The sequence below is a fragment of the Micromonospora sp. NPDC003816 genome, assembly GCF_042874705.1.
In the GTDB taxonomy this organism is placed as follows: Bacteria; Actinomycetota; Actinomycetes; order Mycobacteriales; family Micromonosporaceae; genus Micromonospora.
Map to the genome: position 1 here is coordinate 82,337 of NZ_JBIANP010000011.1, position 25,925 is coordinate 108,261.

Sequence of the window (25,925 nt, forward strand, 5' to 3'; positions counted from 1 at the left end):
GCGGTCAGGCGACCTCGACGATGACCTCGACCTCGACCGGCGCGTCCAGCGGCAGCTCGGCCACGCCGACGGCCGACCGGGCGTGCCGACCGGCCTCACCGAACACGGCGCCGAACAGGTCGGACGCTCCGTTGATGACGCCGGGCTGACCGGTGAAGCCGGGGGCGCTGGCCACGAAGCCGGTCAACTTGACGATCTTGACGACGTTCTCCAGGCCGACCAGCGAGTCGATCGCGGCGAGCGCGTTGAGGGCGCACCGCTCGGCGAGCTGCTTGGCCTGGTCGGCGGAGACGCCGGCACCGACCTTGCCGGTGGCCAGCAGCTTGCCCTCGGCCATCGGGAGTTGCCCGGAGACGTACACGTGCTGGCCGGACTGCACCGCCGGGACGTAGCTCGCCACCGGCGGGACCACCTCCGGCAGCTCCAGCCCGAGTTCCGCCAACTTCCCGTGCGGTCCGTTGCTCACGGCCTTATGCCTTCGGGCGCTTGAGGTAGGCGACGAGCTGCTCCGGGTTCGGCCCGGGTACGACGGAGACCAGTTCCCAGCCGTCCTCACCCCAGTTGTCGAGGATCTGCTTGGTCGCGTGGACCAGCAGCGGGACCGTGGCGTATTCCCACTTCTGCATCGGTGGAGAGCTCCCTCGGTGGCATGGACACTTCGGGGCACAGCCTACGGTCCGCCGGCCGGTCAGGACGCGGGACGCTGCTCCGAGGTCGGCCACTGCTCCGTGGCGGGACGCTGCTCGGGGGCGATCGACACGTCCCCGCAGAGCCCCTTGTGGTCGTACGGCTGGGGGCACCGGGTGCGGTCGGGCAGCAGCAGGTCGCAGAAGACCCGGTGCCGGTTGTTCTGGTCGTCGGCGGTGGACACCTCGGTCTCCCCCGCGTCCAGCTCGGGCAGGAAGTTCAGCGAGGTCGCCACCCGGGCCGCCAGCGCGGTCGCGGCGGCCAGGTCGGCCACCCGGACGGGCAGGTGGATGACGTAGCCCGGAACCTCGTCGTCCCGCCCACCGGCCGGCTCGACCATGCCGACCGGGTCGGCGGGACGCCGGTACGACCGCTCGTTGACCGGCAACCGGCCGGAGGGGTCGCCGCCGGCCGTCCGGCTGCCCCGCCGCCCCCCGACGGAGAACTGGGCTCGGGGGGTGTTGTCGATGTCGCGCATGCACTGCCTCCGGGCGTCGTACCTGGTCACGGCGCCGCCGGCCGGTCCGGCACCGCTGCGGCCAGCCCAGTCAGGGCGTGCCGGAGCGACGGTAGGGCGGCGGCGGCGGTCCCATCAACAGGACGCGCACGCCCGGCGGCCTTTCGTCACATTTGCGACACCCCACCAGCAGGAAACTGATGGCGCCGTCCGCACAGGTGACACCGGGACCCCCGCACCCCACCGATGGACCGCTACCCTTCCCGTCTGGACGGGCGCACGGCCCGGCCGCCCCAATCCCACGCCCGTCGCTGTCGCGCGACGGTGCGCCGCACCCGGGGGTACGCGATGACCCAGCCACCCGCAGGCGGCCCGACCGGCCCCACCGACCCGCTGCCGGCCGGCCCACCGGTCGCCCCCTCCTCGCCGGCCGGTCCGGAACCGGTCACGGCGTCGCCCGGCAGCCGTCCGCCGTACCCGCCACCGACCGCGCCACCCCGCAAACGGGGTGGCGCCATGGTGGCCTCGATCGCCCTGGCCGTGGTGCTGCTGCTCTGCGCGGGCGGCGGCGTGGTGGCGTTCCTGACCGTGCGCAACGCCGAGTCCGGCGAGGGTGCCCAGGATCCGTCGGTCGCGGTCGACGAGTTCCTCACCGCCGTTTACCAGGAGCGGGACGCGGCCAAGGCGGCCCGACTGGTCTGCACCGGCGCACGCGACCAGGACCGGATCCGGGCCAAGGTCACCGAGGTCGAGCAGTACGTGGCGGCCCACCAGAGCCCCCGCTTCCGCTGGGACACCCCGACGGTGGACAACGAGACCGGGGACCGCGCCACCGTCACCACCACCGTGACGGTGACCACCGCCGACGAGAAGATCGCCGACCAGGACCTGCGCTTCACCGTGATCCGGAAGAGCGGCTGGTGGGTCTGCGAGGTCGCCTGAGCCGGCCGGCTGGATAGGCTCGGCCGGTGGGAGCAGCGCAGCGCCCGGCCGACCGGGCCGGCACGGAGTGGCCCGCCCGACTGCACGTGGTGACCGGCAAGGGCGGCACGGGCAAGACCAGCGTGGCCGCCGCCCTGGCCCTGGCCCTGGCCGCCGGTGGGCGGCGCACACTGCTGGTCGAGGTGGAGGGGCGGCAGGGCATCGCCCAGCTCTTCGGCACCGACCCGTTGCCGTACGCCGAGCGGCGTCTGGCCGACGCGGCGGACGGCGGTGAGATGTGGGCGCTCACGGTGGACGCCGAGGAGGCCCTGCTGGAGTACCTGGACATGTTCTACAAGCTGGGTGCCGCCGGCCGGGCGCTGCGCAAGCTCGGCGCGATCGACTTCGCCACCACCATCGCCCCCGGCCTGCGCGACGTGCTGCTCACCGGCAAGGTCAAGGAGGCCACCACCCGCAGGGTCGAGCAACGGCGGGTGTACGACGCGGTGGTGCTGGACGCCCCGCCGACCGGCCGGATCGCGCGCTTCCTGAACGTGACCGCGGAGACCGCCCGGCTGGCCAAGGTCGGCCCGATCAAGACCCAGAGCGAGGGGGTCTCGGTGCTGCTGCGGTCGCCGATGACCGCCGTGCACGTGGTGACGCTGTTGGAGGAGATGCCGGTCCAGGAGACCGTCGACGCGATCGCCGAGCTGGCCTCGCTCGGTTTCGGGGTGGGCCGGGTGATCGTCAACGGGACCCGGCCGCCGCTGCCGGCGGGACGGATGGTCACCGAGGCGGAACTGGAGCGGGGGCTGCGCGCCGCCGGGTTGTCCGCCGACCGGCGCGTCCTCGCCGGGTTGCGCGACGAGGCACGTGACCAGGCCGTCCGCCGGGATCTGGAGGACTCGCTCCGCGCCGATCTGGCGGAACTCGACGTGCCCCTGGTGGAGCTGCCCCTGCTGCCCGACGGGGTGGACCGCGCCGGCCTGGACGTGCTCGCCGCAGCCCTGGTGAAGGGCGATTGACTCACACCTGACGTCGGCCCGCCGCGCGGACCGGGTCGGGCCGATACGCTCGAATGGTGCCTTCCGACAACGCCGCACCGCCGCTGGACGTCGACCGGATCCTGGCCGATTCCGGCGTACGGATCGTGGTCTGCTGCGGTGCGGGCGGGGTGGGTAAGACGACCACGGCCGCCGCGCTCGCACTCCGTGCGGCCGAGCGACACGGTCGCCGTACGGTGGTGCTCACCATCGACCCGGCCCGCCGGCTGGCCCAGTCGCTCGGCCTGACCGAGCTGGACAACACGCCCCGGCAGGTGAAGGGGATCGACGTCGAGGAGAGCGGCGGCGAGTTGCACGCCATGATGCTCGACATGAAGCGCACCTTCGACGACGTGGTGCTCGCGCACACCGACCCGACGAAGGCCGCCGAGATCTTCGCGAACCCCTTCTACCAGGCGATGAGTTCCACCTTCGCCGGTACGCAGGAGTACATGGCGATGGAGAAGCTGGGCCAGTTGCACGCACGGGGCGACTGGGACCTGATCGTGGTGGACACCCCACCGTCGCGGTCGGCGCTGGACTTCCTGGACGCGCCGGCCCGACTGTCCCGGTTCCTCGACGGACGGATGCTGCGCCTGTTGCTGGCCCCGGCGCGGACCGGCGGGCGCAGCATGTTCAGCCTGGTCACCGCCTCGTTCGGGATGTTCTCCCGAGTGGTGCAGAAGATCCTCGGCGCGCAGTTGCTGACCGACCTGTCCGGCTTCGTGGCCGCGCTCGACTCGATGTTCGGCGGGTTCCGGCAGCGGGCGGAGCAGACGTACCGCATCCTCCAGGCGAACGAGACGGCGTTCCTGCTGGTCGCGGCCCCGGAGCCGGACGCGGTCCGGGAGGCCGCCTACTTCGCCGGACGCCTGCGGGAGGAGAACATGCCGCTGGCCGGTCTCGTGCTCAACCGAGTGCACCGCCCGGCCGACACCGGGTTGGACGCGTCGGCCAGCCGGGCCGCCGCCGACCGGCTGGCCTCGACCGGGGGCCACGAGGGCGTCGTCGAGGTGTTGCGGGCCCACGCGGCCCTGTCCGAGCAGGCGGTTCGCGAGAAGCGTGTGGCGGCACGGTTCACCGAGGCGTTTCCGCAGGTGCCGGCGGTCTCGGTGACGGCACAGCCCGCCGACGTGCACGACGTCGACGGGCTGCGGACGATCGGTGCGGCGATCGGCCGCTCCTGACCGTGCCGGTCAGGTGGTGGCGAGAATCTTGTCCTTGCCGACCTTGTCCTTGGCGTTCTTCTTCATCGCCGCCTCGAACATCTTGCGCCAGCTGGTGACCTGCGGGTGCCGACGCAGCAGTGCCCGGCGTTCGCGTTCGGTCATGCCGCCCCAGACGCCGAACTCGATGCGGTTGTCCAGCGCGTCGGCCAGGCACTCGTAGCGGACTGGGCAACTCCGGCAGATCCGCTTGGCCACGTTCTGTTCGGCGCCCTGTACGAACAACGCGTCCGGGTCCCCGTTCTGACATGCCGCCAACGACGGCCAGTCAGTGATCATGCCCATCTGTACTCGTCCCCCCTTGCAGTACTACCGACGCCGTCGCGGGTCAGCCGGCAATTCCCCCCGGTCATCCGGCACGCCTTACCCCAAGGCGGCACAGACGACATGTGGCGCTGTCGCCGCAACCATCATGCTCTGTAGTCACCCGATTACGCAACGTTGTCGGCTAAATCCATCATTCCGGACACTCCCGGCTTCTCGGGCTCGGGGCCCCCGCTTACCCCGCCCGAGTCCGCGAAAACGCTGCGCGCCACCCCCCACGCGGAGGAAACTCGGCACGGATCACACGCAACCAGATCTCCGGTGCCACGCGTCTAGCACAACGAGGACGGCGCGCGCAGGAAATGGGGAAAAGACGCCCCAGCGCCCCTCGTTACCTGTTCGCGTACCCTGTCGAGGTGACCTGGATGCGGAAACGTGACCACAACATTCTGACCAACGCCGCATCGCTGCTCATCTGTGGGTTGTTGGCCGGCGTAGTGGTCGCCGCAGCGGCATTCCCCGCGGTGGCGATGTCTGGCCTGGCCGCCAAGGCCGGCGCGGAGACCTTCGGCGCGCTGCCGAAGGAACTGACGGTGTCCCGCGCCCCCCAGATCAGCTACCTGCTGGCGTCCGACAAGAAGACACCACTGGCCACGATGTACGACGAGAACCGGCGGGACATCAAGTTCGCCGACATCGGCGAGAACATGCGCAACGCGATCATCGCGGCCGAGGACCACGACTTCTACAACCACAACGGGGTCGACCTCAACGGCGTCGCCCGCGCCTTCGTCAACAACAGCGCCGCCGGCAACGACCGGCAGGGCGCCTCGACGCTGACCATGCAGTACGTCCGGATGGGCATCGCGTACTCGGCGACGCACCCGGCCGACGTGGTCGCCGCGACTGAGGACACCAGCGCCCGCAAGCTGCGCGAGATGAACTACGCGTTGCAGATCGAGAAGACGCTCACCAAGGACCAGATCCTGGAGAGCTACCTCAACCTCGCCGCGTTCGGCAACGGCGCGTACGGCGTCTACGCCGCCAGCCAGGTCTACTTCAGCAAGCCGCCGAAGGACCTGACGGTCGACGAGGCCGCCATGCTGGCCGGCCTCGTGAAGGCGCCGACCTCGTTCGACCCGACCACCAAGAGCGGCTACCCGCAGGCGGTCGCCCGGCGCGACTACGTGATCGACAACATGGTCAAGACCGGTGCCGTCACCCAGGAGGACGCCGACAAGGCCAAGGCCGTCAAGCTGGTGGTCAAGGGCAAGCGGGCGCCGAACGGCTGCGTCGCGACGAACAAGAACGCCTGGGGCTTCTTCTGCGACTACTTCTACCGCTGGTGGATGTCGCAGGAGACGTTCGGCTCGACCACGTACGACCGGGAGCGGCGGCTCAAGAGCGGCGGCTACACGATCATCACCACCCTGGACAAGCAGGCCCAGGAGGGCGCCGACAGGGCGGTCCGCAAGGCCAAGTCGGTGAAGTCCAAGGAAGCCGCGATGATCGCGGTGGTCGAGCCCGGCACCGGCCGGGTCCGTGCCCTCTCGGTCAACCGCAACTTCAAGCTGGACAACCCGAACAAGCCGAAGAACCTGCCGCACAGCGACCCCAAGCAACGCGGGAACGGCAAGCTCGGCAACTATCCGAACACGGTCAACCCGCTGCTGACCGGCGGTGACGGGATCACCGGCTACCAGGCCGGCTCGGTCTTCAAGATCTTCACGATCGTGGCCGCGCTGGAGAAGGGCATCCCGCTCAGCTACACCATCAACGCGCCGCAGCAGTTCAAGTCGGAGTACATCATCAGCCCCAGCAGCCCGGCCGCCTGCGAGGGTACGCACTTCTACTGTCCGACCAACTCGAACCTTCAGCCCGGTGGCGTGAAGGACATGTGGAGCGCCTTCTCGGCCTCGACCAACACGTACTTCGTCCCGCTGCAACAGCAGGTGGGCGCGGCGAACGTGGTGGACGTGGCCAAGCGCCTGGGCATCCAGTTCCGGGAGCGCGAGGACGCGGACCTCGCGCGCACCAAGGAGTCGGCGAACCAGTGGGGCGCCTTCACGCTCGGCGTCTCGCAGGTCACCCCGCTGGAGTTGGCCAACTCCTACGCCACGCTGGCCGCCGACGGCAAGTACTGCGAGCCGACCCCGGTGCAGGAGATCCGCGATCTCGACAAGAACAAGCTGGACGTGGCGAACCCGCGCTGCGAGAAGCGGATCAGCACGGACGTGGCCCGGGCGGCCGTGGACGCGGCCCGCTGCCCGGTCGGCGACAACTCCCCCACCACCAAGTGTGGTAGCAGCCGGACGTCCCCGCAGACCAAGGTCGTCGTCAACGCTCCGGTCGCCGGCAAGTCCGGCACCACCGACTCCGAGAAGACCGCCTCCCTGGTCGCGATGACCAAGCAGTACGCGGTCGCCGGCATCATGGCCGACCCGGACTGGCCGCAGACCAACGTCAAGATGAGGCACAACGCGGCGGACGGCATCAACCCGCCGGTCAACGAGACGCTGCGGGACGCCATGAAGGGCAAGAAGAGGATCAACTTCGACCCACCCGGCAAGAAGATCTCCGAGGGCGACCAGCGCAGCATCCCCGGCGTCAAGTGCCTCTCCGTCGACGAGGCCAGATCACGCATCTCCGGTGCCGGGTTCCAGCCGGTCGTCTCCAGCAACCGGGTCACCTCGGAATGCGCGGCGGGCACCGCGGCCGGCACCAGCCCTGACGGTCGCACCATCAAGAACGGGATCGTGACGATCCTGGTCAGCGCCGGTGGTGGCGGAAGCAACGCCGGTAACGGCCCTCCGGGTGGTACGCCGAGCAGTCCCGGTCGACCGCCGGGCAGACCTGGCGGCTGATCACCGCTGAGACCGCACGCGAACGGGCGGGCAACCCTGGAGAGGGATGCCCGCCCGTTCCGCGTCGTCGGGAGTGATCAGCGGTAGCGCCGCGTCCGGGGCGTACCGGCCGGTGACGTGTCAGAGACCGAGCTGTCGGCGTACCTCGGCGGCAACCCGACCGCCCTCGGCCCGGCCGGCCGTCGCAGCCTGGGCCGCCTTCATGGCCGGGCCCATCTGTGCCTTGCCGGTGAACCCGCCCCCGGCGAGTGCCCCCGCGACAAGCTCGGTCAGCTCGGCGTCGGAGAGCTGCTTCGGCAGGTAGCGCTCCAGCACCTCGCCCTCGGCGGTCTCCTTGGCGGACTGCTCGGCGCGACCCGCGTCGGCGAAGGCGGTGGCCGCCTCGCGGCGCTTCTTGGCCTCCTTGGTCAGCACGCCCAGCACCTCGTCGTCGCTGAGCTCACGCTTGGCCTTGCCGGAGACCTCGGCCGTGCCCACGGCGGCCAGAGCCATCCGCAGGGTGGAGGTGGTCAGCTCGTCGCGGGCCTTGAGGGCGGCGCGCATGTCGGCGGTGAGGCGGTCCTTCAGCGTGCTCATGGTCGCCCAAACTACCCTGATCGGCATGCGAAAGCGCACACTATTCCGGCTCGCGACCGCCACCGTCGCGACGGGCGCCGCCGCCCTGGCGTACGCGTCCCTCGTCGAGCGCAACATGTTCACCCTCCGGCGCTTCGACGTCCCGGTGCTGCCGACCGGCACCGAGCCGCTGCGCGTCCTGCACCTCTCCGACCTGCACATGACCCCCAACCAGGTACGCAAGCAGAACTGGGTGGCCTCGTTGGCCGCCCTCGACCCCGACCTGGTCGTGGTCACCGGTGACAACATGGCCCACCCGGGGGCGGTGCCGGGTGTCCTGCGGGCGCTGCAACCGCTGCTCGACTACCCGGGTGCCTTCGTCTTCGGCTCCAACGACTACACCGGGCCGGTGCTGAAGAACCCGTTCAGCTACTTCCTGCCCGACCGGGAGTACACCGAGGGCGTCGAGCTGCCCTACGAGGAGCTGCGCGACGTCTTCAGCGGGGCGGGCTGGACCGACCTGAACAACCGGCGGGTGACGCTCAAGGCCGGTGGCCGGACGATCGACATGGCCGGCGTGGACGACCCGCACATCGAACGCGACGACTACCCCTCGGTGGCCGGTCCGGTCTCCGCCTCGGCCGATCTCTCCATCGCCCTGACCCACTCCCCCGAACCGGCGCTGCTCGACGAGATGGCCGCCGACGGCTTCGGGCTGCTGCTCGCCGGGCACACCCACGGCGGCCAGGTGTGCGTACCGGGTGTGGGCGCGCTGGTGACCAACTGCGGGCTGCCCCGGTCGATGGCCAAGGGCCTGCACCGCTGGCCCGGCTCGGACTCCTGGCTGCACGTCTCCGCCGGCCTCGGTACCCATCCGACCGCCCCGGTCCGGTTCGCCTGCCCGCCCGAGGCCACCCTGCTCACCCTCATCCCCCGCTGACCCTCCGGCCCCGGGGGTACCGAGTTTGACCCCCGGGGCGGGTGGGCTAGTATTTGTCCGCACGCCTCGGGGTGTGGCGCAGCTTGGTAGCGCGCTTCGTTCGGGACGAAGAGGTCGTCGGTTCGAATCCGGCCACCCCGACAGATGTGAGGCCCTGACCGGCATTCTCGCCGGTCAGGGCCTCACTCGTGTGCAGGGCAGCGGTCCTGCACGGGGGCGCACCCGTGGGCCGGCCGGTCGGACAGTGCACACCATTCGGTCGAACGCTCCGGGCCTCGCATCGCCCCCCCCCCGCGTCCCACCCCCCGAGAACGGGCGTGGTGCACTACAGTCCGAGAACGCCCAAAAGGCCGCCTGACCTCACTCGGCACGGCCGCCACCACAATCTGGGCACCTCGTTCGAACACAAATACCTACGCGCAAAGTCGCTGAGATCAGTTCAATGTTTGCTGGTTCGGTAATCCTCCACTCAAGCCAGGATAAACCAGACAGGCGATAATTCCTGGGGTCGACCCTTTTTCCTCCACCACTGAGCGTGTTACCGTACTCACGCAACAACGGCCGTAGATGGTTTGGGGACCCCGGCTGATAATTTCCAATGGGGGGAACAGTGCGTTGTCCAAGCTCGGCGCGCTCCGAGTTGACCCCGCAGATGCTTGTTTACGATGATTTCGACCAGCGCGGCCAGGCTCGCTGGATGTCCTATGTGATGCATTTTCACCGCGTGCACTACCGCTCTCCCGTCATCAATACGGATCGTCTCGGTTTTCGCATCTCGCACGGCGCCGACGGGTACGCCTCGGCGGGCGGGGAGCCGGCCGACGGCCCGATCCGGTTGTTGGCCGGCAGTTCCATGGCGATGGGCATCGGAGCCACCTGCGACCAGGCGACACTCGCCTCGCGACTGTGGACCGCCCACGCACCGTCGCTGCCCTGGTTGAACTTCGCGGGACGCAGCCATTCCTCGGCCCAGGAGCTGCTGCTCTTCCTCTTCTACCGGCATCTGCTGCCGCCGGTGGAGGAGATCGTGATCGTGTCCGGGCTCAACAACCTGGCCCTGGCGCGCCTACCCGCCGCCCAGCGCGGCGACGACGGCGCGTTCTTCAACTGCGGTGACTTCTTCGGCCAGATGGACAAGCTCAGGTCCCAGCACCGGACGCATCCCTTCGGCTCCGGCACCTCGTCGAACGGCGGCGACGAACCGGTCCGCCCGCTGGAGGTACGCATCGCGGACGCCGCCGCGCTGACCGTGCGGCACCTGGAGTCGTGGAAGCAACTCGCCGCCGCGACCGACACCAGGATCACGTTCGTGCTGCAACCGCTGGCAACCTGGGTACGCGAGACGGCCGCGCCACCGGAGAAGTGCCTCTTCGACGAGCTGGACAAGATCTCGAACTTCTGGGAGTTGTTCGGCGACATCGCCACCCGGGAATCGGTCCGCAGATATGCGGAGCTGCTGCAACTGGGCTGCGAGAAGATCGACGTCGGGTTTCTGGACATCAACCCCCTCCTCGCGACCAGCGTCAAGGACGACAGCTGGCTGTTTGTCAACCGGGCCCACATGACCGACCACGGGTTAGACCTGGTGGCCCGGCTGTTGGCCGAACAGTTGAATTTCTCGTCCTAGGACCGACACGGGTCCGACTCAGGTGAGGGCAGAAAGATGAACGTGGTGCGCAGAATTCTTAACAAGATCTTCGGTCGCAAGAAGAAGCCGAAGAACGACGCCTCGATCTACCCCATGTTCTAGCTTCTGCGAAGACGGCGACACCTTTCCCGTCACGACGAATGGCACGTTCGTCGCGCGGGCCATCCGTGCCGTCCAGATTCCGCACACATTTGGTTACCACATTGTTTCGGGATACCAGACACGAATAGAGCCAGGAGCTGGCAGTGTCAACGAAAGAAGTCGGTCAGTCAGGTCGACATACGGCCCGACCGCTTGATCAGCAGGCCCGGTCCCGCGAGCTCTTCGTCATCGCGGTCGACCCCGAGACCTCCTTTCCCGGCGACCCGTTCGTGACACGGCTGCGGGCCGAGATCAGTGACGTGGCAGATCGCGAGTCGTCGCCGACCCCGTTGGACGTGCTCCGGGACGAGGCGGTGCGCTGGTCGACCGCCGAGTCCCGCCGGTTCGAGGAGTTGGGCGCGACGGCCTCGGCTCCACCGGCCACCGAGTCCCTCGTCCGCCGCACCGCGCTCGCGGTGGCACCGCTCGCGCTGCGGTCGGGCGCCTGGTTGCAGTGGCAGAGTGCGCCGGGCAACGCGGACGACGCGACCACACTGCGCATCCTGACCCTGTACGCGTCGGACGTCGGCGTCGGCCGGCCGCAGGACTCCCGGGGCAGCGTCTACCTGACCCTGCTCCGGCACCTGCACCTCTCCGAGCACGCGGTGCCGGTGGCCCGGCTGGTGCACGACCCTCGGGTGGCCGACCACCACTTCTATCTGCCCGCGATGCTGCTGGCCATGAGCAGGAGACCGGCCGACTTCCGCCCCGAGATCATCGGCGCCGACCTGTGCCTGCGGACGGTCGGGCTACTGCCCGCGTTGCGGCTGGTACGTCAGGCGCATCCGCAGCTCGTGGAGTGGAGCGCGATCGATCCGTCCGCCGGCCGGGACGGCGCGGCGCGTACCGGGTTGGAGCTCTGCCTGGACGTCGTCGAGCACGGGTTCGACGACGGGGAGCTGGCCCGGGTACGCGACGGTTTCCGGTGGGCGCTCACCGTGCTGGACAGGTGGAGCAGGAGCCTCTTCGCCGAGTTGGAGGAGGCCCTCGACCCGGCGTACGAGATGGCCGAGCTGCTCCGCCATCGGGCCCGCGAGGGCGCCGTCTACCACCGGGACTTCACCGTCGGGGACCGTTCGCTGTCGAACTGGTTGGAGGAGGCTCGGACGGATCCGCGCGGGTTGCTGGCCGAGCTGGCCGCCAGCCGTCTGGTCAAACCGGGCCGCTCCGCACAGAGTCCGCTGGTCAACGGCCTCGTCGGGGAACGGGGCCCGATGTTCCGGGTGTTCTCCCCGGCCGATCTGGTCGTCATCCGCCGGTGGATCGACTCGCTCCCCACCGGGCAGCCGGTGCGCGATCACCCCGGACCGGTCCACGACGTGCACACGGTCTCCCCGGAGCTGCTGGCCCCGGTCACGGCCGGTCCGGTCGCGAACGACCGGGAGCCCGTCGACGTCCGGGAGGCGTACCACCTCCTCCAGCAGCGGACGGACACCCCTGCCGTCCGCCGGTTCGCCGTCGACTACGTGCGGGGCTGGCTGGCGCGGTCCCGGCACAACATGGCCTCCGACCCGCAGCGCCTGCCCGACGTGTGGGGCCGGGAGGGGCTGCGGCCCTGGCTCGTCGAGCAGCACGACCGGCAGGGGCGTGACTTCGAGGAGTCGGCCGGCGCGCCGATGCCGTCCCGGGAGGATCTCGTCGACTCCACCGTGCAGCTGGCCCCGTTGACGTTGATCGACGGTGCCTGGCTCCAGGGGTTCACCGACTACGAGCACGCGGCGTCGGAGCAGGGCTACTTCCTGTTCGAGACCTACTGGGACGAGCTCGGCAACGGCGTGCCACGGATGAACCACCCGTTGATCTATCGGGAAGTGCTCGCCGAGATGGACGTCCGGGTGCCGCCGACCGCGTCGCGGGAGTTCGCCGAGTGGGACGGATTCCGGGACGAGTCCTTCGAGCTGCCGGTGTACTGGCTCAGCATCGGGCGCTTTCCGCGTACGTTCCTGCCGGAGATCCTCGGGTTGAACCTGGCCATGGAGCTGTCCGGCGTGGGCGGGACGTACCGCCGGGCACGTCAGGCGTTGAAGAGCTACGGCTTCTCCACGAAGTTCGTGGACATCCACAACACCATCGACAACGTCGCCACCGGGCATTCCGCCTGGGCCGCCGATGCCGTCGACACCTATCTCGCCTCGCTGCCGGTGTCCCACGGCGCGCAGGCGGTCACCGAGGTCTGGGACCGGGTACGCACCGGCTTCCGCTCGCTCAACCCGCCGACGGGTCTGCTGGCTCGACGGGCGTTTCGCCGCGCCCGCAGGGCCAGCAGGTCACTCGCCGCCATCTGACCGTCCACCCGCCCACACCCACAACCGAGGGGAACGCCCGTGGGAAAGCTGGTTCTGGGGTTGTCCGCCTACTACCACGACAGCGCGGCGGTGCTGGTGCGGGACGGCACGCCCATCGCGGCCGCCCAGGAGGAGCGGTTCACCCGTAAGCGCCACGACCCGGCCTTTCCGACCGAGGCCGTCCGGTACTGCCTGGCCGAGGGCGGCGTCACGCTGCGCGACGTGGACGCCGTCGCCTACTACGAGGACCCGGAGCTGAAGTTCGGCCGGGTGCTGACGAGTTTCGCCGGATCGGCTCCGTTCTCGCTGGAGGCGTTCACCAGGGTCCTGCCGGAGTGGATGTCCTGGAAGCGCGACACGATCGGAGAGGTACGCCGGTCGTTGGCCGCGCTGGGGTCGGCCGAGGTGCCGGAGATCAGCGTACGACGGCACCACGAGTCGCACGCCGCCTCCGCGTTCCTGCCCAGCCCGTACGAGTCGGCGGCGGTGCTCTGCATCGACGGTGTCGGCGAGTGGGCGACCACCACCCTGTGGCACGGTCGGGGCAGCGAGCTGCGTCAGGTGGCGGAGATCCGGTACCCGCACTCGTTGGGCATGCTCTACTCGGCCTTCACCTACTTCTGCGGGTTCAAGGTCGACTCGGGCGAGTACAAGCTCATGGGGCTGGCCCCGTACGGTGTGCCGCGCTACGCGGACGTGATCCGGCAGCACCTGATCGACGTCAAGGACGACGGTTCGTTCCGGCTGAACATGCGCAACTTCGAGTTCCTGCGCGGTCGCGTGATGACCGGCCGTGGGTTCGAGCGGTTGTTCGGTGGCCCCCGGCGCGAGCCGGAGAGCCCGCTGACCGAACGCGAGTTCGACCTGGCCGCCTCGGTGCAGCTGGTGACCGAGGAGGTGGTGACCCGGCTGGCGCGGACCGCCCGCGAGCTGACCGGGGAGACCAACCTGTGTCTGGCCGGCGGCGTGGCACTGAACTGCGTGGCCAACGGCAAGGTCGTCCGGGAGCGCCTCTTCGACTCGGTGTGGGTGCAACCCGCCGCCGGTGACGCCGGTGGCGCGTTGGGTGCCGCCCTGATGGTGGCGACGGAGTGGGGTGCGCCGCGCGCGCACCTCGCCGAGGGCGGCGACGGCATGTCCTCCGCCCTGCTCGGTCCCGCGTTCGACGACGAGGAGATCGCCCGTTTCCTGGACGGTCTGGGTGTGCCGTACACCCGGCTGGCCGAGGACGCCATCGCCAAACACGTGGCGGAGGAGTTGGCCTCCGGCAAGATCGTCGGCTGGTTCCAGGGCCGGATGGAGTTCGGGCCCCGGGCTCTGGGCGCCAGGTCGATCATCGGTGACCCGCGCGACGTCGACATGCAGTCGACGATGAACTTGAAGATCAAGTTTCGGGAGTCGTTCCGGCCGTTCGCGCCGTCGGTCCTGGCCGAGGACGTCGAGGAGTACTTCGACCTGGCCCAGGAGAGCCCGTACATGCTGCTCGTGGCGCCGGTCGCCGGGCGGCAGCGCCGGGCGGTGTCGGAGTCGGCGGCGGCCACCGGCCTGGACCGGCTGAAGGTGCACCGTTCCACGATCCCGGCGGTGACCCATGTGGACCACTCGGCGCGGGTGCAGACGGTCACGGCACGGTCCAATCCGACCTACCACCGGCTGCTGACCTCGTTCAAGCAGATCACCGGCTGCCCGGTGCTGGTGAACACCTCGTTCAACGTCCGGGGCGAGCCGATCGTCGCCACTCCGCACGATGCCTACCAGTGCTTCATGCGGACCAACATCGACCTGCTCGCCATGGGCAACTTCCTCCTGCACAAGGCCGATCAGCCCGTATGGCGGGAGCAGGGCGACTGGCGCGACGAGATCGCCCTGGACTGACCGACCGATTCCGCACCGACGAGGGTTGATCATGAAACTTCTGTGGATCCTGGCCTATCTTCTGATATTCGTTCCGGTTGGTATATTCTTCCGGGTGTTTCGCGACCCGCTGCGCCGAAAACTGCAGCCGGAGCTGAGCACCTACTGGGATTTCCACGAACGGCCGCTGTGATTTCGGCTGCCCATTATCCGAAGCAGGAGAAAAGACGTGATCGACGTCAACGCAGGGCTCGGCATCGCCGCTGTCGCCCTGGCAATGGTGCTCACCCCGGGGCCGAACATGATCTATCTGGTGTCCCGGTCGATCACCCAGGGCCGCCCGGCCGGCCTGGTCTCCCTGCTCGGGGTCGCCGTCGGCTTCTTCGTCTACCTGCTCGCCGCGGTGACCGGTGTCTCGGCGGTGTTCGCGCTGGTGCCCGCGCTCTACACGACGATCAAGATCGCGGGCGCGTGCTACCTGCTGTGGCTCGCGTGGAACGCCCTCAAGCCCGGTGGCCAGTCGGCCTTCGCGCCCAAGGACCTGCCCGTCGACGGGACCCGGAAGCTGTTCACGATGGGCCTGATGACCAACCTGCTCAACCCCAAGATCGCAGTGCTGTACGTGTCACTCCTCCCGCAGTTCGTCGACCCGGCCAAGGGCGACATCGCGACGCAGAGCCTCTCCCTGGGGCTGATCCAGATCACGGTGGCACTGACCGTCAACTGCCTCATCGTGCTCACCGCGGGTTCGGTCGCCGCCTTCCTCGCCCGGAAGCCAGCCTGGCTGCGGGCCCAGCGCTACATGATGGGCACCGTCCTGATCGGTCTCGCGGCGAGCATGGCCTTCGACCGGACGGAGGCATCGGTACCGCAATAGTCGATTCCGGCAACGTCGGGCAATTACTGCGTGCCGCTGAGCGACTTCCTGACTACGTGAACGGTGGCGAACTCGCCACCCATTCGAATCGTGGGATCGACGGAAAGGCGAGGAGCACGCCCCGATGAAGCCGCACATTCTGATCATTCACCGCTGGCGCGATCACTATGCGGGATACGCGGAATACCTCGACCACGACCTGCACCACGTCACGTACGTCTGCACCGAACTGGCCACGGCCGCCGTACCCGCGTCGGCCGCGGCCGTGGCGCTCGTCGCCGCCACCGACCGCCTGGATCTGGTGAGCGCCGCCGCCGACGGGTTGATCGCGCGATTCGGCGTCCCGGAACGGATCGTCGCCCTCAACGAGGGTGACCTGGACACGGCGGCCGAGCTACGCGCCCACCTGGGGGTGGCCGGTGACCGTCCCGACCGGCTGGCCCGGTTCCGCGACAAACTGGTCATGGCGGAGACCGTCGTGCGCGGCGGCGTCGCCATCCCGGCGTTCGCCGACGCACCGGACACCCAGGCCGTCGTACGCTTCGCCGACTCCCACGGCTGGCCGTTGATCGTCAAACCCCGTCGGGGCACGGCCAGCCGGGACGTGCTGCGGCTGAACTCGGTCGACGACCTGGTCACACTCGACCGGTTGCCGCCCGAACCCCGGATGGTGCAGACCTTCTGCCCGGACCAGGTCTTCCACATCGACGGCCTGTGGACCGGTGCCGAACTGGGTCCCTGGCGGGCGTCGCGCTACGTGAACACCTGCATGGAGTTCGCCGCCGGGGACGTGCTCGGTTCGGTCGAGGTGGACGACGCCGACCTGCTCGGTCCGCTCGGCGGGTTCCTCGCCGACGCCTGCGCCGCCTTCGGTGACGCACCGTGGGTGTTCCACATGGAGGCGTTCGTCGGCACCGAGGCCGACGGCACCGTCCGGATCAACTTCCTGGAGGCGGGCTCCCGGGTGGGTGGCGCCGAGATCCCGTTCGTCTGGCGCGAGGTGCACGGCGTCGACCTGATGGAAGCGGCGATCCACATCCAGCTCGGCCGCAACCCGATCGTGCGGCAGATCAGCGATCAGCGGGTCGGCGGTTGGCTGCTGGTGCCGACGCCGGTGCCCGCGCCCTGCCGGATCACCGTCGCGGAACTCGACCTGCCGGCGGCCGAGTGGCCCTACGCCCGGGTCATCCCGGCCGTCGGCACCGAGATCCCCAAGGCCGGCGGCTACGAGCACGTCGGCGCGCGGTTCCGGTTCTCCGGTGCGGCCACCGACGACGTGGAGAAGGCCATCCGGCGTACGGCGGGCCAACTCTGGTTGGAGTGCGTGCCCAGCCGGTCGGACCTGCCGTCGGCACGCTGACGCCACGATGAGCACCTCCTTGTCCTACCTCCACCAGCAGCGTGGCCCCCTCGACAGCGTCGAGTCCGCCGCGTACGAACATGCGGTGCTGGGCAGTCGGCTGTACGCCGACCGCCCGCCGCCGGAGACCGGCATCAGCCGGGGCGAGTGGGCACACGCCTGCGAGAACCTGGTCCGACGCCGGCTGCTCTCCCGCGACGAGGACGGCGGCCTGACCGCAGTGCATCCCGATGTCGCCCTGAGCATCCTCAACGCACCGCTCACCGACGAGATCCGCGAGCGGGAACAGGCGATGGCCGCCAACAGCCGGGTGCTCCAGTCGATCGGCCGACGGCTGGCCGAGAACGGCAGGCAGCACGAGGGCGTACGGGTCGTCCAGGGCGAGAAGGCGATCCGTGACGAGATCGACTCGGCGATCCTGCGCTGCGCCACCGAGATCCTCTCGCTGCGTCCGGGAGGTCCACGGTCGACGGACCAGTTCAGCGCCTCGGAGGCGTCGGTGACCTCGATCTTCGTACGCGGGCTCCGCTGCCAGTTCGTGTACCACCACACCGCCCGCGCGAACCCGGGTCTCACGGCCCGGGCCAAGGCGGTCGCGGCGTACGGCGGTGGCATCCGCACCACGGCGGCGAGTTTCGAACGTCTGATCATCTTCGACCGACGGGTGGCGTTCGTTCCGGTCGACGCACCGGGTGCGGATCACGCTGCCGCCGTCATCTCCGACGACCTGGTGGTGGAGTACCTGCACCGCACGTTCACGCACCTCTGGGCCAACGCGGTCCCGCTCGAACTCGCCGAGGACCAGATGGACGAGGTGTCGCTGGGCACCAGGATGGCGATCCTCCGACTGATGGCCGCCGGGCTCAAGGACGAGGCCATCGCCAACCGGCTGGGCATGGCGCTGCGGACCTGCCGACGGCACATCTCCTCGATCCTCAAGGGTCTCCAGGTGTCGAGCCGGTTCCAGGCCGGCATCAGGATCGCTCAGCTCGGGATCCTCGCCGACGAGGTGGCGGACTCCGACCAGTCCAGCCGGACCGACATCAGCCCGCTCTGGTGACCCCTCCGCCTCTCTCCACCCCCATCCGACAAGGAGAACCGACGACGTGAAACTCCAGCGCGAGATCCTGACGCCGCAGATGCTGCAGTACGACGACTTCGCGTCCCGTGGGGAGACGCAGTACCTCCCGTACCTGATGTACTTCAACCGGCCGGACTACCGGTCGGAGGCGATCAACACCGACCGGCTCGGCTTCCGTATCTCCCACGGTGTCGACGAGCAGGCCTCGGTCGGTAGCACCCTGCCCGAGGGGCCGGTCCGCCTGCTGGTCGGCGGTTCCGTCCCGCTCGGGTACGGCTCCACCAGCGACGCGGCCACGATGGCGTCGCGGTTGTGGACGAAGCACGCCTCGTCCCGTCCGTGGCTCACCTATGCCGGCCACTGCTACAACTCGACCCAGGAACTGCTGTTGTTCCTGCTCTACCGGCACCTGCTGCCGCCGGTCGAGGAGATCGTCATCCTGAGCGGTTTCAACACGCTGGTGATGTCCCGGCTGGTCGAGATGCACCGCGCCGACCAGGGTCCGTTCTACTTCTGCGGCGAGTTCTTCGAACAGATGGAGGAGGTCCGGGCCCGGCACCGCAAGACGTCGCGTGGTTTCGGTCGCCGGGCCAAGCCGACCGTCCCCTCCTGGCCGTCGCCGGACGAGGTCCGTCCGGAACTCGACGAGGCGATCGCCAGCGCGGTCGACCTGGTCGGCAGGCATCTCGCGAGCTGGCAGGTGCTCGCCGCCGCCACCGGCGCCCGGGTCTCCTTCGTGTTGCAGCCGATGGCCACCTGGCTGCGGGCCGAGCCCGCGCCGGAGGAGAAGCTGATCTTCGACGAGCTGGACCGGATCTCCAAGCTGGGCACCTGGGAGGCCCTCTACGGCGACGTCTCCTCGGTGGCGGCCGGGCAGCGGTACGCCGACGCGCTGGCACCGGCCTGCGAGCGGCAGGGCGTCCGCTTCGTGAACCTCAACCCGGTCCTGCGCGCGGCCGTGACCGACCGGTCCTGGCTGTACGTCGACCGGGCCCACCTGACCGACGAGGGCAACGACATCGTCGCCGCGCTGCTCGCCGAGCAGCTCGGCCTCTCCTGAGCCGGCTGCGATGACCGGGCAGCCGTTCCATCCCACGAGAAGGTGCGCGACTGATGTTTAGAGTAGCCGTGATCGGTGGTCGTCCCGCCCCGATCAAGGGAGCCAAGGACCTGGGCGTCGACGTCGTCCTGGTGCATCAACCGGGGCAGTACGAGGAGTCGATCCGGCAGCACTGCGAGCGGATCGTGCACGCGCCGCTGGCCGACGGCGAGGCGATGCTCGACGTGCTGCGCCCGCTGCACGACGAACGCCCCTTCGACCGGGTGCTGACCGTCTCCGAGCCGTGGGGTGTGCCCACCGGACACGTGGTGGACGGCCTGGGCCTGCCCGGGACCTCGGAGAAGACCGCCCGCCTGCTCAAGGACAAGGCGCTGATGCGCGAGCGGCTCGCCAAGTACGACCTGAGCCCGGTCCGCTACCGCGTGGTGCGCACCGAACGCGAGGCGAACGACTTCCTCGCGGAGGTCGGCGGTCCGGTCGTCCTCAAACCGGTCGACGGTGCCGCCAGCCGGAACATCCTGCGGGTGGCGGACGCGGCCGAGCTGGGCCACGCCTGGCGCGTGCACACCGAGGCCGGCAACACCTCGGTGCTCGCCGAGGAGTTCCTCGTCGGCCCGGTGGTGAGCGTGGAGTCGTTCTCCTTCGGCGGTCGGCACCTGCCCGTCGGCTACTCCGAGTACCTGGTCAACTCGTACCACGTGGAGTGGCAGGTCAGCGTGCCGAGCCGGCTCGTCGTGCCGTACCTGGAGGAGCTTCGGGACCTCACCGTGCGCCTGCTGGACGCGGTCGAACTCACCGAGGGCCCTTCGCACAGCGAGTTCGTCCTGACCGACCGGGGTCCGCGGGTGCTGGAGTCGCACGCCCGGATGGGTGGGCACGCCATCCCCGAGCTGGTCCGCCGGGCCTACGGCCTGGACCTGGCCCGGATGTGGCTGACGGTGCCGCTCGGCATCGACGCGCTGTCCGCCGAGTCTCCGCAGCCCACGGCGGGTGCCGCCATCCGGTTCCTGCGGCCCGAGCCCGGGGAGATCCGCGCCGTCACAGTCGCCGAGGACATCCCGGCGGTGGTCAAGCGGGTCCCGCCCGGCGAGATGGCCGACGTGTACCTCCCGCTGCTCGGCGAGTTGGTCGACGTCCCGGTCGGCGCGGTCGTGCACAAGAACCCGGGCGACGTGATCACCCCGATCCAGACGCTCGCGGACTGCAGCTCCGGGTACGTGCTGGCCACCGGCGCGGACGCCGACTCGGCGATCGCCACCTGTGTCCTGGTCGACCAGCAGATCCAGTTCCACACGTGACCCTCCTGCGGCATCACGACTTCCGGCTGCTGTGGACCACGCAGACCCTGGGGCAGTTCGGCGCGCACTTCAGCCGGGTCGGCCTGCCCCTGGTGGCGATCCTGGCCCTGGACGCGACCGCGTTCGAGGCCGGACTGCTGGCGACGTTCCAGACCGTGGCGTTCCTCGTGGTCGGCCTGCCCGCCGGGGCGTGGGTGGATCGGCGGCGCAAGCGTCCCGTCATGATCGTGGCGAACCTCGGGCGGGGTCTGCTGTTGGCGTGGGTGCCGGTGGCGGCCTACCTGGGGGTGCTCTCCCTGACCCAGTTGTACGTGGTCGCGCTGGGGGTGAGCGTGGGGACGCTGCTGTTCGAGACGGCGTACGTGAGCTACCTGCCGCTGCTGCTCGAACGCGGGCAGTTGGTCGAGGGCAACGCGAAGCTGGAGAGCACCCGGTCGGTGGCCCAGGTCGGCGGTCCCACGCTCGGCGGCTACCTGATCCAGTGGCTGGGGGCGCCGCTCGCGGTGCTCACCGTCGCGGGCGGCTACCTGACCTCGGCGGTGGTGCTCTGCCGGATCCGGATGCGGGAGTCCGTTCCCGCGCGCGGCACCGACCGCCACCTGGTTCGGGAGATCCGGCAGGGGCTGTCGTTCGTCTTCGGGCACCGGTCCCTGCGCGCGCTCGCCGTCTCGGGTGCCCTGTTCAACCTCGGGGTGTTCGTCACCGGAACGGCGGTGGTGGTGCTGCTCGCCCAGCAGCTGCGCATCGCGCCGGGAACGGTGGGACTGTGGTTCGCCGTCGGCGGACTGGGCGGGCTGGTCGGGGCGTTCCTCGTCCGGCGGGTCAGCGCCCGGATCGGCCCGGGGCCGGCGGTCTGGGTGGGTATGGCGGTGGCCGGCGTCTCCGGTCTGGTCGTGCCGCTCGCCGACGCCGACTGGCGTCTCTGGCTCGCCGGGGCGGGCAACGCGTTGGTCTCCACCGGCCTGGTCATCAACAACGTGAACAGCATGGCGATACGCCAGCAACTGTGTCCGCAGGAGTTGCAGGGCCGGATGAACGCCACCATCCGCTTCCTCATCTTCGGGGCCATGCCGATCGGCTCGTTCCTCGGCGGGTTCCTCGGGGAACGCGTCGGGCTCCGGGAGGCCCTGTGGGTGGGGGCCGGACTCAGCCTGGTCGCCGTCCTGCCGGTCTACTTCTCGCCGCTGCGGACCATGCGTGGCGACCCGGGCGACGACGACCCGGGTACGGATCGGAGCAGCACCCGGCCCGGACGCCGGGAGCGTCGACGCGACCCGGACGGCGTCGGTTCCCGATGAGGCGGGCTTCCGTCGGGCCCGCCGGGTGTGTCATCCTGACTCCAACAGTTCTAGAACAGTGGGAGTCCACGTGACCGACCTGACCGTGCTGCCCAACGGCAGCGTCATGGCCGATCCCGGCGAGCGCGGCAGATTCGGCGGGCACGGGGGTCGTTTCGTCCCCGAGTCGCTGATCCCCGCCTGCACCGAGCTGGAGGCGGCGTTCCGGGAGGCGTGGGCGGACCAGCGCTTCCGCCGCGACCTCGACCGGCTGCTCGCGGTGCACGCCGGCCGCCCTACCGCGCTCACGCCGGCCTGGCGGCTCTCCGAGGAACTCGGCATCAACGTGCTGCTGAAACGCGAGGACCTGGCCCACACCGGCTCACACAAGATCAACAATGTGCTCGGTCAGGCCCTGCTGGCGCGCCGGATGGGCAAGACGAGGTTGATCGCCGAGACCGGCGCCGGCCAGCACGGCGTCGCCACGGCCACCGCCGCCGCGCTGCTCGGCCTCCAGGCGACCGTCTACATGGGGGCCAAGGACGTCGAGCGCCAGGCGCTGAACGTGTTCCGGATGGAGCTGCTCGGTGCCGAGGTCGTTCCGGTCACCGGCGGCAGCCGCACCCTGAAGGACGCCACCAGCGAGGCGCTGCGGCAGTGGGTCACCCGGGTCGACGACACCCACTACTGCATCGGCTCGGTCATGGGCCCGCACCCGTACCCGTGGATCGTGCGGGAGTTGCAGCGGGTCATCGGCGAGGAGGCGCGCGCACAGTGCGCCGCCGAACTACGGACCGGCGTGCCCGACTACGTGGTGGCCTGCATCGGCGGTGGCTCGAACGCCGCCGGCACGTTCGCCGGCTTCGTCGACACCCCGGCCCGACTCGTCGGCGTGGAGGCCGAGGGTGGGGCGGCGGTCGCGTTCGGCCGGGTCGGCGTGCTGCACGGGTTCCGCTCGTATGTCCTCCAGGACGAGCACGGCCAGGTCAGCGAGGCGCACTCGATCGCGGCCGGGCTCGACTACCCGGGCGTGGGCCCGGAGCACGCCTTCCTCAACGACTCCGGCCGGGCGCGGTACGTCACCGTCAACGACGCCGAGGTCATCCCGGCGGTCCGGCGGCTGGCCCGCACCGAGGGGATCCTGCCCGCCCTGGAATCGGCCCACGCCATCGCCTGGGTGATCCGCGCCGCGGAGAGCGGCGAGCTGCCGCCGTTCAGCACCGTGCTGGTCGCGCTCTCCGGCCGTGGCGACAAGGACATCCACACCATCCGGGAGACCGCATGAACGGCAAGCTGCTGGTCCCGTACGTGACCGGGGGCATCCGGCCCGACTGGACCGGGTACGTCGAGGCGTACGCCCGCAGCGGCGCGGACATGATCGAGATCGGGCTCCCCTTCTCCGACCCGATCCTCGACGGGCCGACGATCCAACAGGCGTCCTACCGCGCCCTGCAACAGGGGGCCACGGTCCGGTCGATCCTCGACGACCTCGCCGGGGTGGACGTCGACGTACCACTGATCGCCATGACGTACTACAACCTGGTGATGCACGCGCCGTCGTTCTGCGCGGACCTCGCGGCGGCCGGGGTCAGCGGGCTGATCGTGCCCGACGTGCCGATCGACGAGGTGGACGACCTGGCGGCCAGCGCCACGGCGGCCGGTGTCGACCTGGTGCTGCTCGCCGCGCCCACCACCCCCGGCCCTCGGCTGGCCGCCATCGCGCGGCGCAGTCGCCGCTTCGTCTACGCCGTCTCGGTGATGGGCACCACCGGCGAGCGCGACCGACTCGCCGAGGACGCCGCCCGGCTCGCCCGCGACCTGCGGGCCCTGACCGACCTGCCGGTGCTGCTCGGCTTCGGCATCTCCCGGCCCGCGCACGCGGTGGAGGCGGCCGAGGCCGCCGACGGTGTCGTGGTCGCCTCGGCACTGATGCGGATGGTCCTCGACGGCGCGGACCCCGCTGAGGTCGGAGCCGTGGTCGCGGAGTTCCGCGCGGCGTTGGACGGGGTGGGCGCAGCGGTTCCCGGGTGACCGCGAGCCGGGCGGGTGCCCGGTGCGGCCGGTCACGGACCGTGGGCCACACTGGGCACCGGCACGGCCGCAGGGACGGGAGACACCCATGGGTGAGGCGACGGCGGGTGGGCGACCGACCGCGCGCTACCGGCAGATCGCGGCCGACCTGGCGGCCCGGATCCGGCAGGGCGAGTACGAGCCGGGCGAGGCGCTGCCGGCGCAGCGGGACCTGAGCGCCCACTACGGCGTCACGCTGATGACGTTGCGTCAGGCCCTCCAGGAGCTGTCCGACGAGGGACTCATCGTCCAGCAGGCCGGGCGGGGCACCTACGTCACACCGGTCCAGGCCGCCTATCGGGTGGACACGCTGCGCAGCTTCACCGAGGACCTCCGCGAGCAGGGCCACGACGTGCTCACCCAGGTGGTGTCCGGTGCGATGCGCCGACCGCCGGCCTGGGTGGTCGACCGGTTCGGCGACGGTGGCGGCGAGCGGGCCCTGCGGCTGGAACGGCTGCGCCTGCTGAACGGCCGTCCCGCCATCCACCAGGTCTCCTGGGTCCGCCCGCCGTACGCGGCGACGATCCGGGACCGCGACTTCGCCCGGACGTCGCTCTACGCCGCGCTGGCCGACGCCGGTGTCGCCATCCTGCGGGCCTCGGAACGGATCGTCCCGTCTCTCCTCGCCGCGCCGGCCGCCGGGCATCTGCGCCAGCCCGTCGGCAGCCCGGTCCTCGTCAGCGAACGGACGACGATCGCCCTGGACGGGACCGCCGTGGTGGTGGACCGGGCGGTGGTCGTCGGCGACGCCATGGAGATCCGTGCCGAGCGCGCGGCGACCCGGTTGTCGGTCCGGTGGGGTGCCGTACGCTCCCCGGTCCTGCCGGGCGACGGACGTCCCGGCGGCGACGCGCCGTAGGGCGGTCCGCTTCCTGCCCGCAGCGGGCGACGGCAGCAAGGTGTCTGGCCACTTCTGGCCTCCGTGACGGCGTTGTTACCCGCTGTCGCCGTCCGGCATCGTGAGGTCTCGGGTGCACGACGACTGGGCGTCGCACCCGATCCGACCGCGAGTTGGGGATTCGCGGCGAACCCTCATGATCGGAGCCGTTCATGACCCGTGCACTCCGGGTGGCCCGTCACCATCTGAACGACCGGACCCGTGACCTGCTCGACAAGGAGCTCACGGCCGCTGTCTGCGACATCGAGCTGGATTCGGACGCCCACGAGGCGATCCTCGCCGGAATCGGTGCCCACGCCCTGCAGACCCACCTGCCCGGCGAGATCCTCCAGGCACTGACGTTCTTTCCGGCCACCGGCTCGCACGTGCTGACCATCGGCAACCTGCCGCAGCAGGAGTTCCCGGCCACGCCACGTGACGGCTTCACCGACGAACCCGCGATGGCCGTGACCAACGCCCTGCACTTCGGGCTGCTGCAACTGCTCTCGCTGACGCCGTTCGCGGTCGACTACGAGAACGCCGGCAAGTACATCCGCAACGTCGCCCCGAACCCGGCGGCGGCGGGAACCACCAGTTCCTGGGGGGCGGATTCCGAGTTCTCCTGGCACACCGACAACCCGCACCTCCCCTTCGGCGGCAGGGGCGTCGACCCGCGCCGGTACGTCCCGCGCTACCTCAGCTTCTATGCGGTCCGCAACGACGAGCAGGTGCCGACCGAGGTGCTCGCCATCGAGGAGGCCGTGGCCGCGCTGGACGAGACCACCGTGCGGGAGTTGCAGTCGGCCCAGTTCACCGTCGGCCCGCCCGCCTCGAACGACGAGACGGCACCGCTGCGGGACACCGCCCTGCTGGAGCAGAGCTACGAGGGAACACGGGCGCGGTTCGACCGGGGCACGGTCGCCGCGAACACGCCGGCCGCGAGTGCCGCCCTCGACAGCTGGGTGCGGGCCCTCGACCAGGCGCGGTCCGAGGCGTTCGTGCTGCGGTCCGGCGATTTCCTGATCTTCGACAACTACCGGGTGCTGCACCGCCGTCGGGCGTTCCGACCCGGCCCGGCGGACACCGCCCGCTGGCTGCGCCGCTGCTACGCAAGCTGACCCGGACACCAGGAGGATGACC

The 25,925-nt window shown here is 70.2% G+C and carries 24 protein-coding genes and 1 tRNA gene; 20 read left to right on the top strand and 5 right to left on the bottom strand.

Translation table 11 applies throughout. From position 1 onward, the window contains the following. Positions 1–4 precede the first annotated feature (4 nt). From ACFYTT_RS26225 to ACFYTT_RS26235, 3 genes are all read right to left on the bottom strand, one after another. Positions 5–466, bottom strand: coding sequence for a RidA family protein (locus ACFYTT_RS26225; protein ID WP_131051588.1), 462 nt, complete (start codon positions 464–466; stop codon positions 5–7). A gap of 4 nt (positions 467–470) precedes the next feature. Beyond that, positions 471–626, bottom strand: a complete 156-nt coding sequence (locus ACFYTT_RS26230; RefSeq protein WP_013736319.1) for a DUF4177 domain-containing protein — start codon at positions 624–626, stop codon at positions 471–473. 62 nt (positions 627–688) lie between these two features. Further along, positions 689–1,165 (bottom strand): hypothetical protein, encoded by a 477-nt coding sequence (locus tag ACFYTT_RS26235; protein WP_131051589.1) that lies wholly within the window; start codon positions 1,163–1,165, stop codon positions 689–691. A 327-nt stretch (positions 1,166–1,492) separates the two neighbouring features. On the opposite strand from ACFYTT_RS26235, the gene ACFYTT_RS26240 reads away from it, so the two are divergent. The 3 genes from ACFYTT_RS26240 to ACFYTT_RS26250 are packed head-to-tail and all read left to right on the top strand — an operon-like array spanning position 1,493 to position 4,295. Then, positions 1,493–2,086 carry a hypothetical protein gene (locus ACFYTT_RS26240; RefSeq protein WP_176095450.1) on the top strand — a complete coding sequence of 198 codons (594 nt, stop codon included), beginning with the start codon at positions 1,493–1,495 and terminating at the stop codon, positions 2,084–2,086. Between the two features lie 26 nt (positions 2,087–2,112). Next, entirely contained in the window at positions 2,113–3,090 is a 978-nt protein-coding gene (locus ACFYTT_RS26245) for an ArsA-related P-loop ATPase (protein ID WP_131051591.1), read from the top strand. Between the two features lie 53 nt (positions 3,091–3,143). Then, positions 3,144–4,295 (top strand): ArsA-related P-loop ATPase, encoded by a 1,152-nt coding sequence (locus ACFYTT_RS26250; RefSeq protein ID WP_176095452.1) that lies wholly within the window; start codon positions 3,144–3,146, stop codon positions 4,293–4,295. Between the two features lie 9 nt (positions 4,296–4,304). Here the strand turns inward: ACFYTT_RS26250 and ACFYTT_RS26255 are convergent, their stop codons facing one another. Further along, the gene (locus tag ACFYTT_RS26255) at positions 4,305–4,619 is read right to left on the bottom strand and encodes a WhiB family transcriptional regulator (protein ID WP_131051593.1); all 315 of its coding nucleotides are present in this window, start codon (positions 4,617–4,619) and stop codon (positions 4,305–4,307) included. A gap of 404 nt (positions 4,620–5,023) precedes the next feature. Between ACFYTT_RS26255 and ACFYTT_RS26260 the strand changes: the two genes are divergently transcribed. Further along, complete coding sequence (locus ACFYTT_RS26260) at positions 5,024–7,462, top strand: transglycosylase domain-containing protein (protein ID WP_176095453.1); 2,439 nt, start codon at positions 5,024–5,026, stop codon at positions 7,460–7,462. Between the two features lie 120 nt (positions 7,463–7,582). Here the strand turns inward: ACFYTT_RS26260 and ACFYTT_RS26265 are convergent, their stop codons facing one another. Beyond that, a complete protein-coding gene (locus tag ACFYTT_RS26265) occupies positions 7,583–8,038 on the bottom strand; it encodes a GatB/YqeY domain-containing protein (RefSeq protein ID WP_131051595.1) in 456 nt (151 codons plus the stop codon). Positions 8,039–8,063: 25 nt separating this feature from the next. On the opposite strand from ACFYTT_RS26265, the gene ACFYTT_RS26270 reads away from it, so the two are divergent. From ACFYTT_RS26270 to ACFYTT_RS26345, 16 genes are all read left to right on the top strand, one after another. Beyond that, entirely contained in the window at positions 8,064–8,957 is an 894-nt protein-coding gene (locus tag ACFYTT_RS26270; RefSeq protein ID WP_131051596.1) for a metallophosphoesterase, read from the top strand. 67 nt (positions 8,958–9,024) lie between these two features. Continuing rightward, positions 9,025–9,098: transfer RNA gene (locus ACFYTT_RS26275), tRNA-Pro, on the top strand. Positions 9,099–9,681: 583 nt separating this feature from the next. Then, positions 9,682–10,584, top strand: coding sequence for an Inducer of phenazine A (locus tag ACFYTT_RS26280; RefSeq protein WP_387263063.1), 903 nt, complete (start codon positions 9,682–9,684; stop codon positions 10,582–10,584). Between the two features lie 266 nt (positions 10,585–10,850). After that, complete coding sequence (locus ACFYTT_RS26285; RefSeq protein ID WP_176095455.1) at positions 10,851–13,031, top strand: iron-containing redox enzyme family protein; 2,181 nt, start codon at positions 10,851–10,853, stop codon at positions 13,029–13,031. Positions 13,032–13,070: 39 nt separating this feature from the next. After that, positions 13,071–14,906, top strand: a complete 1,836-nt coding sequence (locus ACFYTT_RS26290) for a carbamoyltransferase (protein WP_131051599.1) — start codon at positions 13,071–13,073, stop codon at positions 14,904–14,906. Positions 14,907–14,937: 31 nt separating this feature from the next. Further along, a complete protein-coding gene (locus ACFYTT_RS26295; RefSeq protein WP_161594902.1) occupies positions 14,938–15,078 on the top strand; it encodes a hypothetical protein in 141 nt (46 codons plus the stop codon). A 36-nt stretch (positions 15,079–15,114) separates the two neighbouring features. Continuing rightward, positions 15,115–15,762: a LysE family translocator gene (locus tag ACFYTT_RS26300; protein WP_131051600.1), complete on the top strand. Its 648-nt coding sequence runs from the start codon at positions 15,115–15,117 to the stop codon at positions 15,760–15,762. Positions 15,763–15,886: 124 nt separating this feature from the next. Next, positions 15,887–17,122, top strand: coding sequence for an acetyl-CoA carboxylase biotin carboxylase subunit family protein (locus ACFYTT_RS26305; protein ID WP_176095457.1), 1,236 nt, complete (start codon positions 15,887–15,889; stop codon positions 17,120–17,122). A gap of 7 nt (positions 17,123–17,129) precedes the next feature. Further along, complete coding sequence (locus tag ACFYTT_RS26310; RefSeq protein ID WP_387263067.1) at positions 17,130–18,182, top strand: LuxR C-terminal-related transcriptional regulator; 1,053 nt, start codon at positions 17,130–17,132, stop codon at positions 18,180–18,182. Positions 18,183–18,228: 46 nt separating this feature from the next. Continuing rightward, positions 18,229–19,263, top strand: a complete 1,035-nt coding sequence (locus ACFYTT_RS26315) for an Inducer of phenazine A (RefSeq protein WP_357210091.1) — start codon at positions 18,229–18,231, stop codon at positions 19,261–19,263. A gap of 53 nt (positions 19,264–19,316) precedes the next feature. Further along, positions 19,317–20,561 (top strand): ATP-grasp domain-containing protein, encoded by a 1,245-nt coding sequence (locus tag ACFYTT_RS26320; RefSeq protein ID WP_387263070.1) that lies wholly within the window; start codon positions 19,317–19,319, stop codon positions 20,559–20,561. Next, the gene (locus tag ACFYTT_RS26325) at positions 20,558–21,859 is read left to right on the top strand and encodes an MFS transporter (RefSeq protein WP_176095460.1); all 1,302 of its coding nucleotides are present in this window, start codon (positions 20,558–20,560) and stop codon (positions 21,857–21,859) included. Before ACFYTT_RS26320 ends, ACFYTT_RS26325 begins: the two co-directional genes overlap by 4 nt. A 70-nt stretch (positions 21,860–21,929) precedes the next feature. Beyond that, positions 21,930–23,123 carry a tryptophan synthase subunit beta gene (gene trpB, locus ACFYTT_RS26330; RefSeq protein WP_254876999.1) on the top strand — a complete coding sequence of 398 codons (1,194 nt, stop codon included), beginning with the start codon at positions 21,930–21,932 and terminating at the stop codon, positions 23,121–23,123. Continuing rightward, complete coding sequence (trpA, locus tag ACFYTT_RS26335) at positions 23,120–23,869, top strand: tryptophan synthase subunit alpha (RefSeq protein WP_131051607.1); 750 nt, start codon at positions 23,120–23,122, stop codon at positions 23,867–23,869. The genes trpB and trpA overlap by 4 nt, the downstream gene beginning before the upstream one ends. Before the next feature lie 88 nt (positions 23,870–23,957). Beyond that, positions 23,958–24,767: a GntR family transcriptional regulator gene (locus tag ACFYTT_RS26340; protein ID WP_387263074.1), complete on the top strand. Its 810-nt coding sequence runs from the start codon at positions 23,958–23,960 to the stop codon at positions 24,765–24,767. Between the two features lie 191 nt (positions 24,768–24,958). Further along, positions 24,959–25,903, top strand: coding sequence for a TauD/TfdA family dioxygenase (locus tag ACFYTT_RS26345; protein WP_176095462.1), 945 nt, complete (start codon positions 24,959–24,961; stop codon positions 25,901–25,903). The last annotated feature ends 22 nt before the right edge of the window (positions 25,904–25,925 follow it).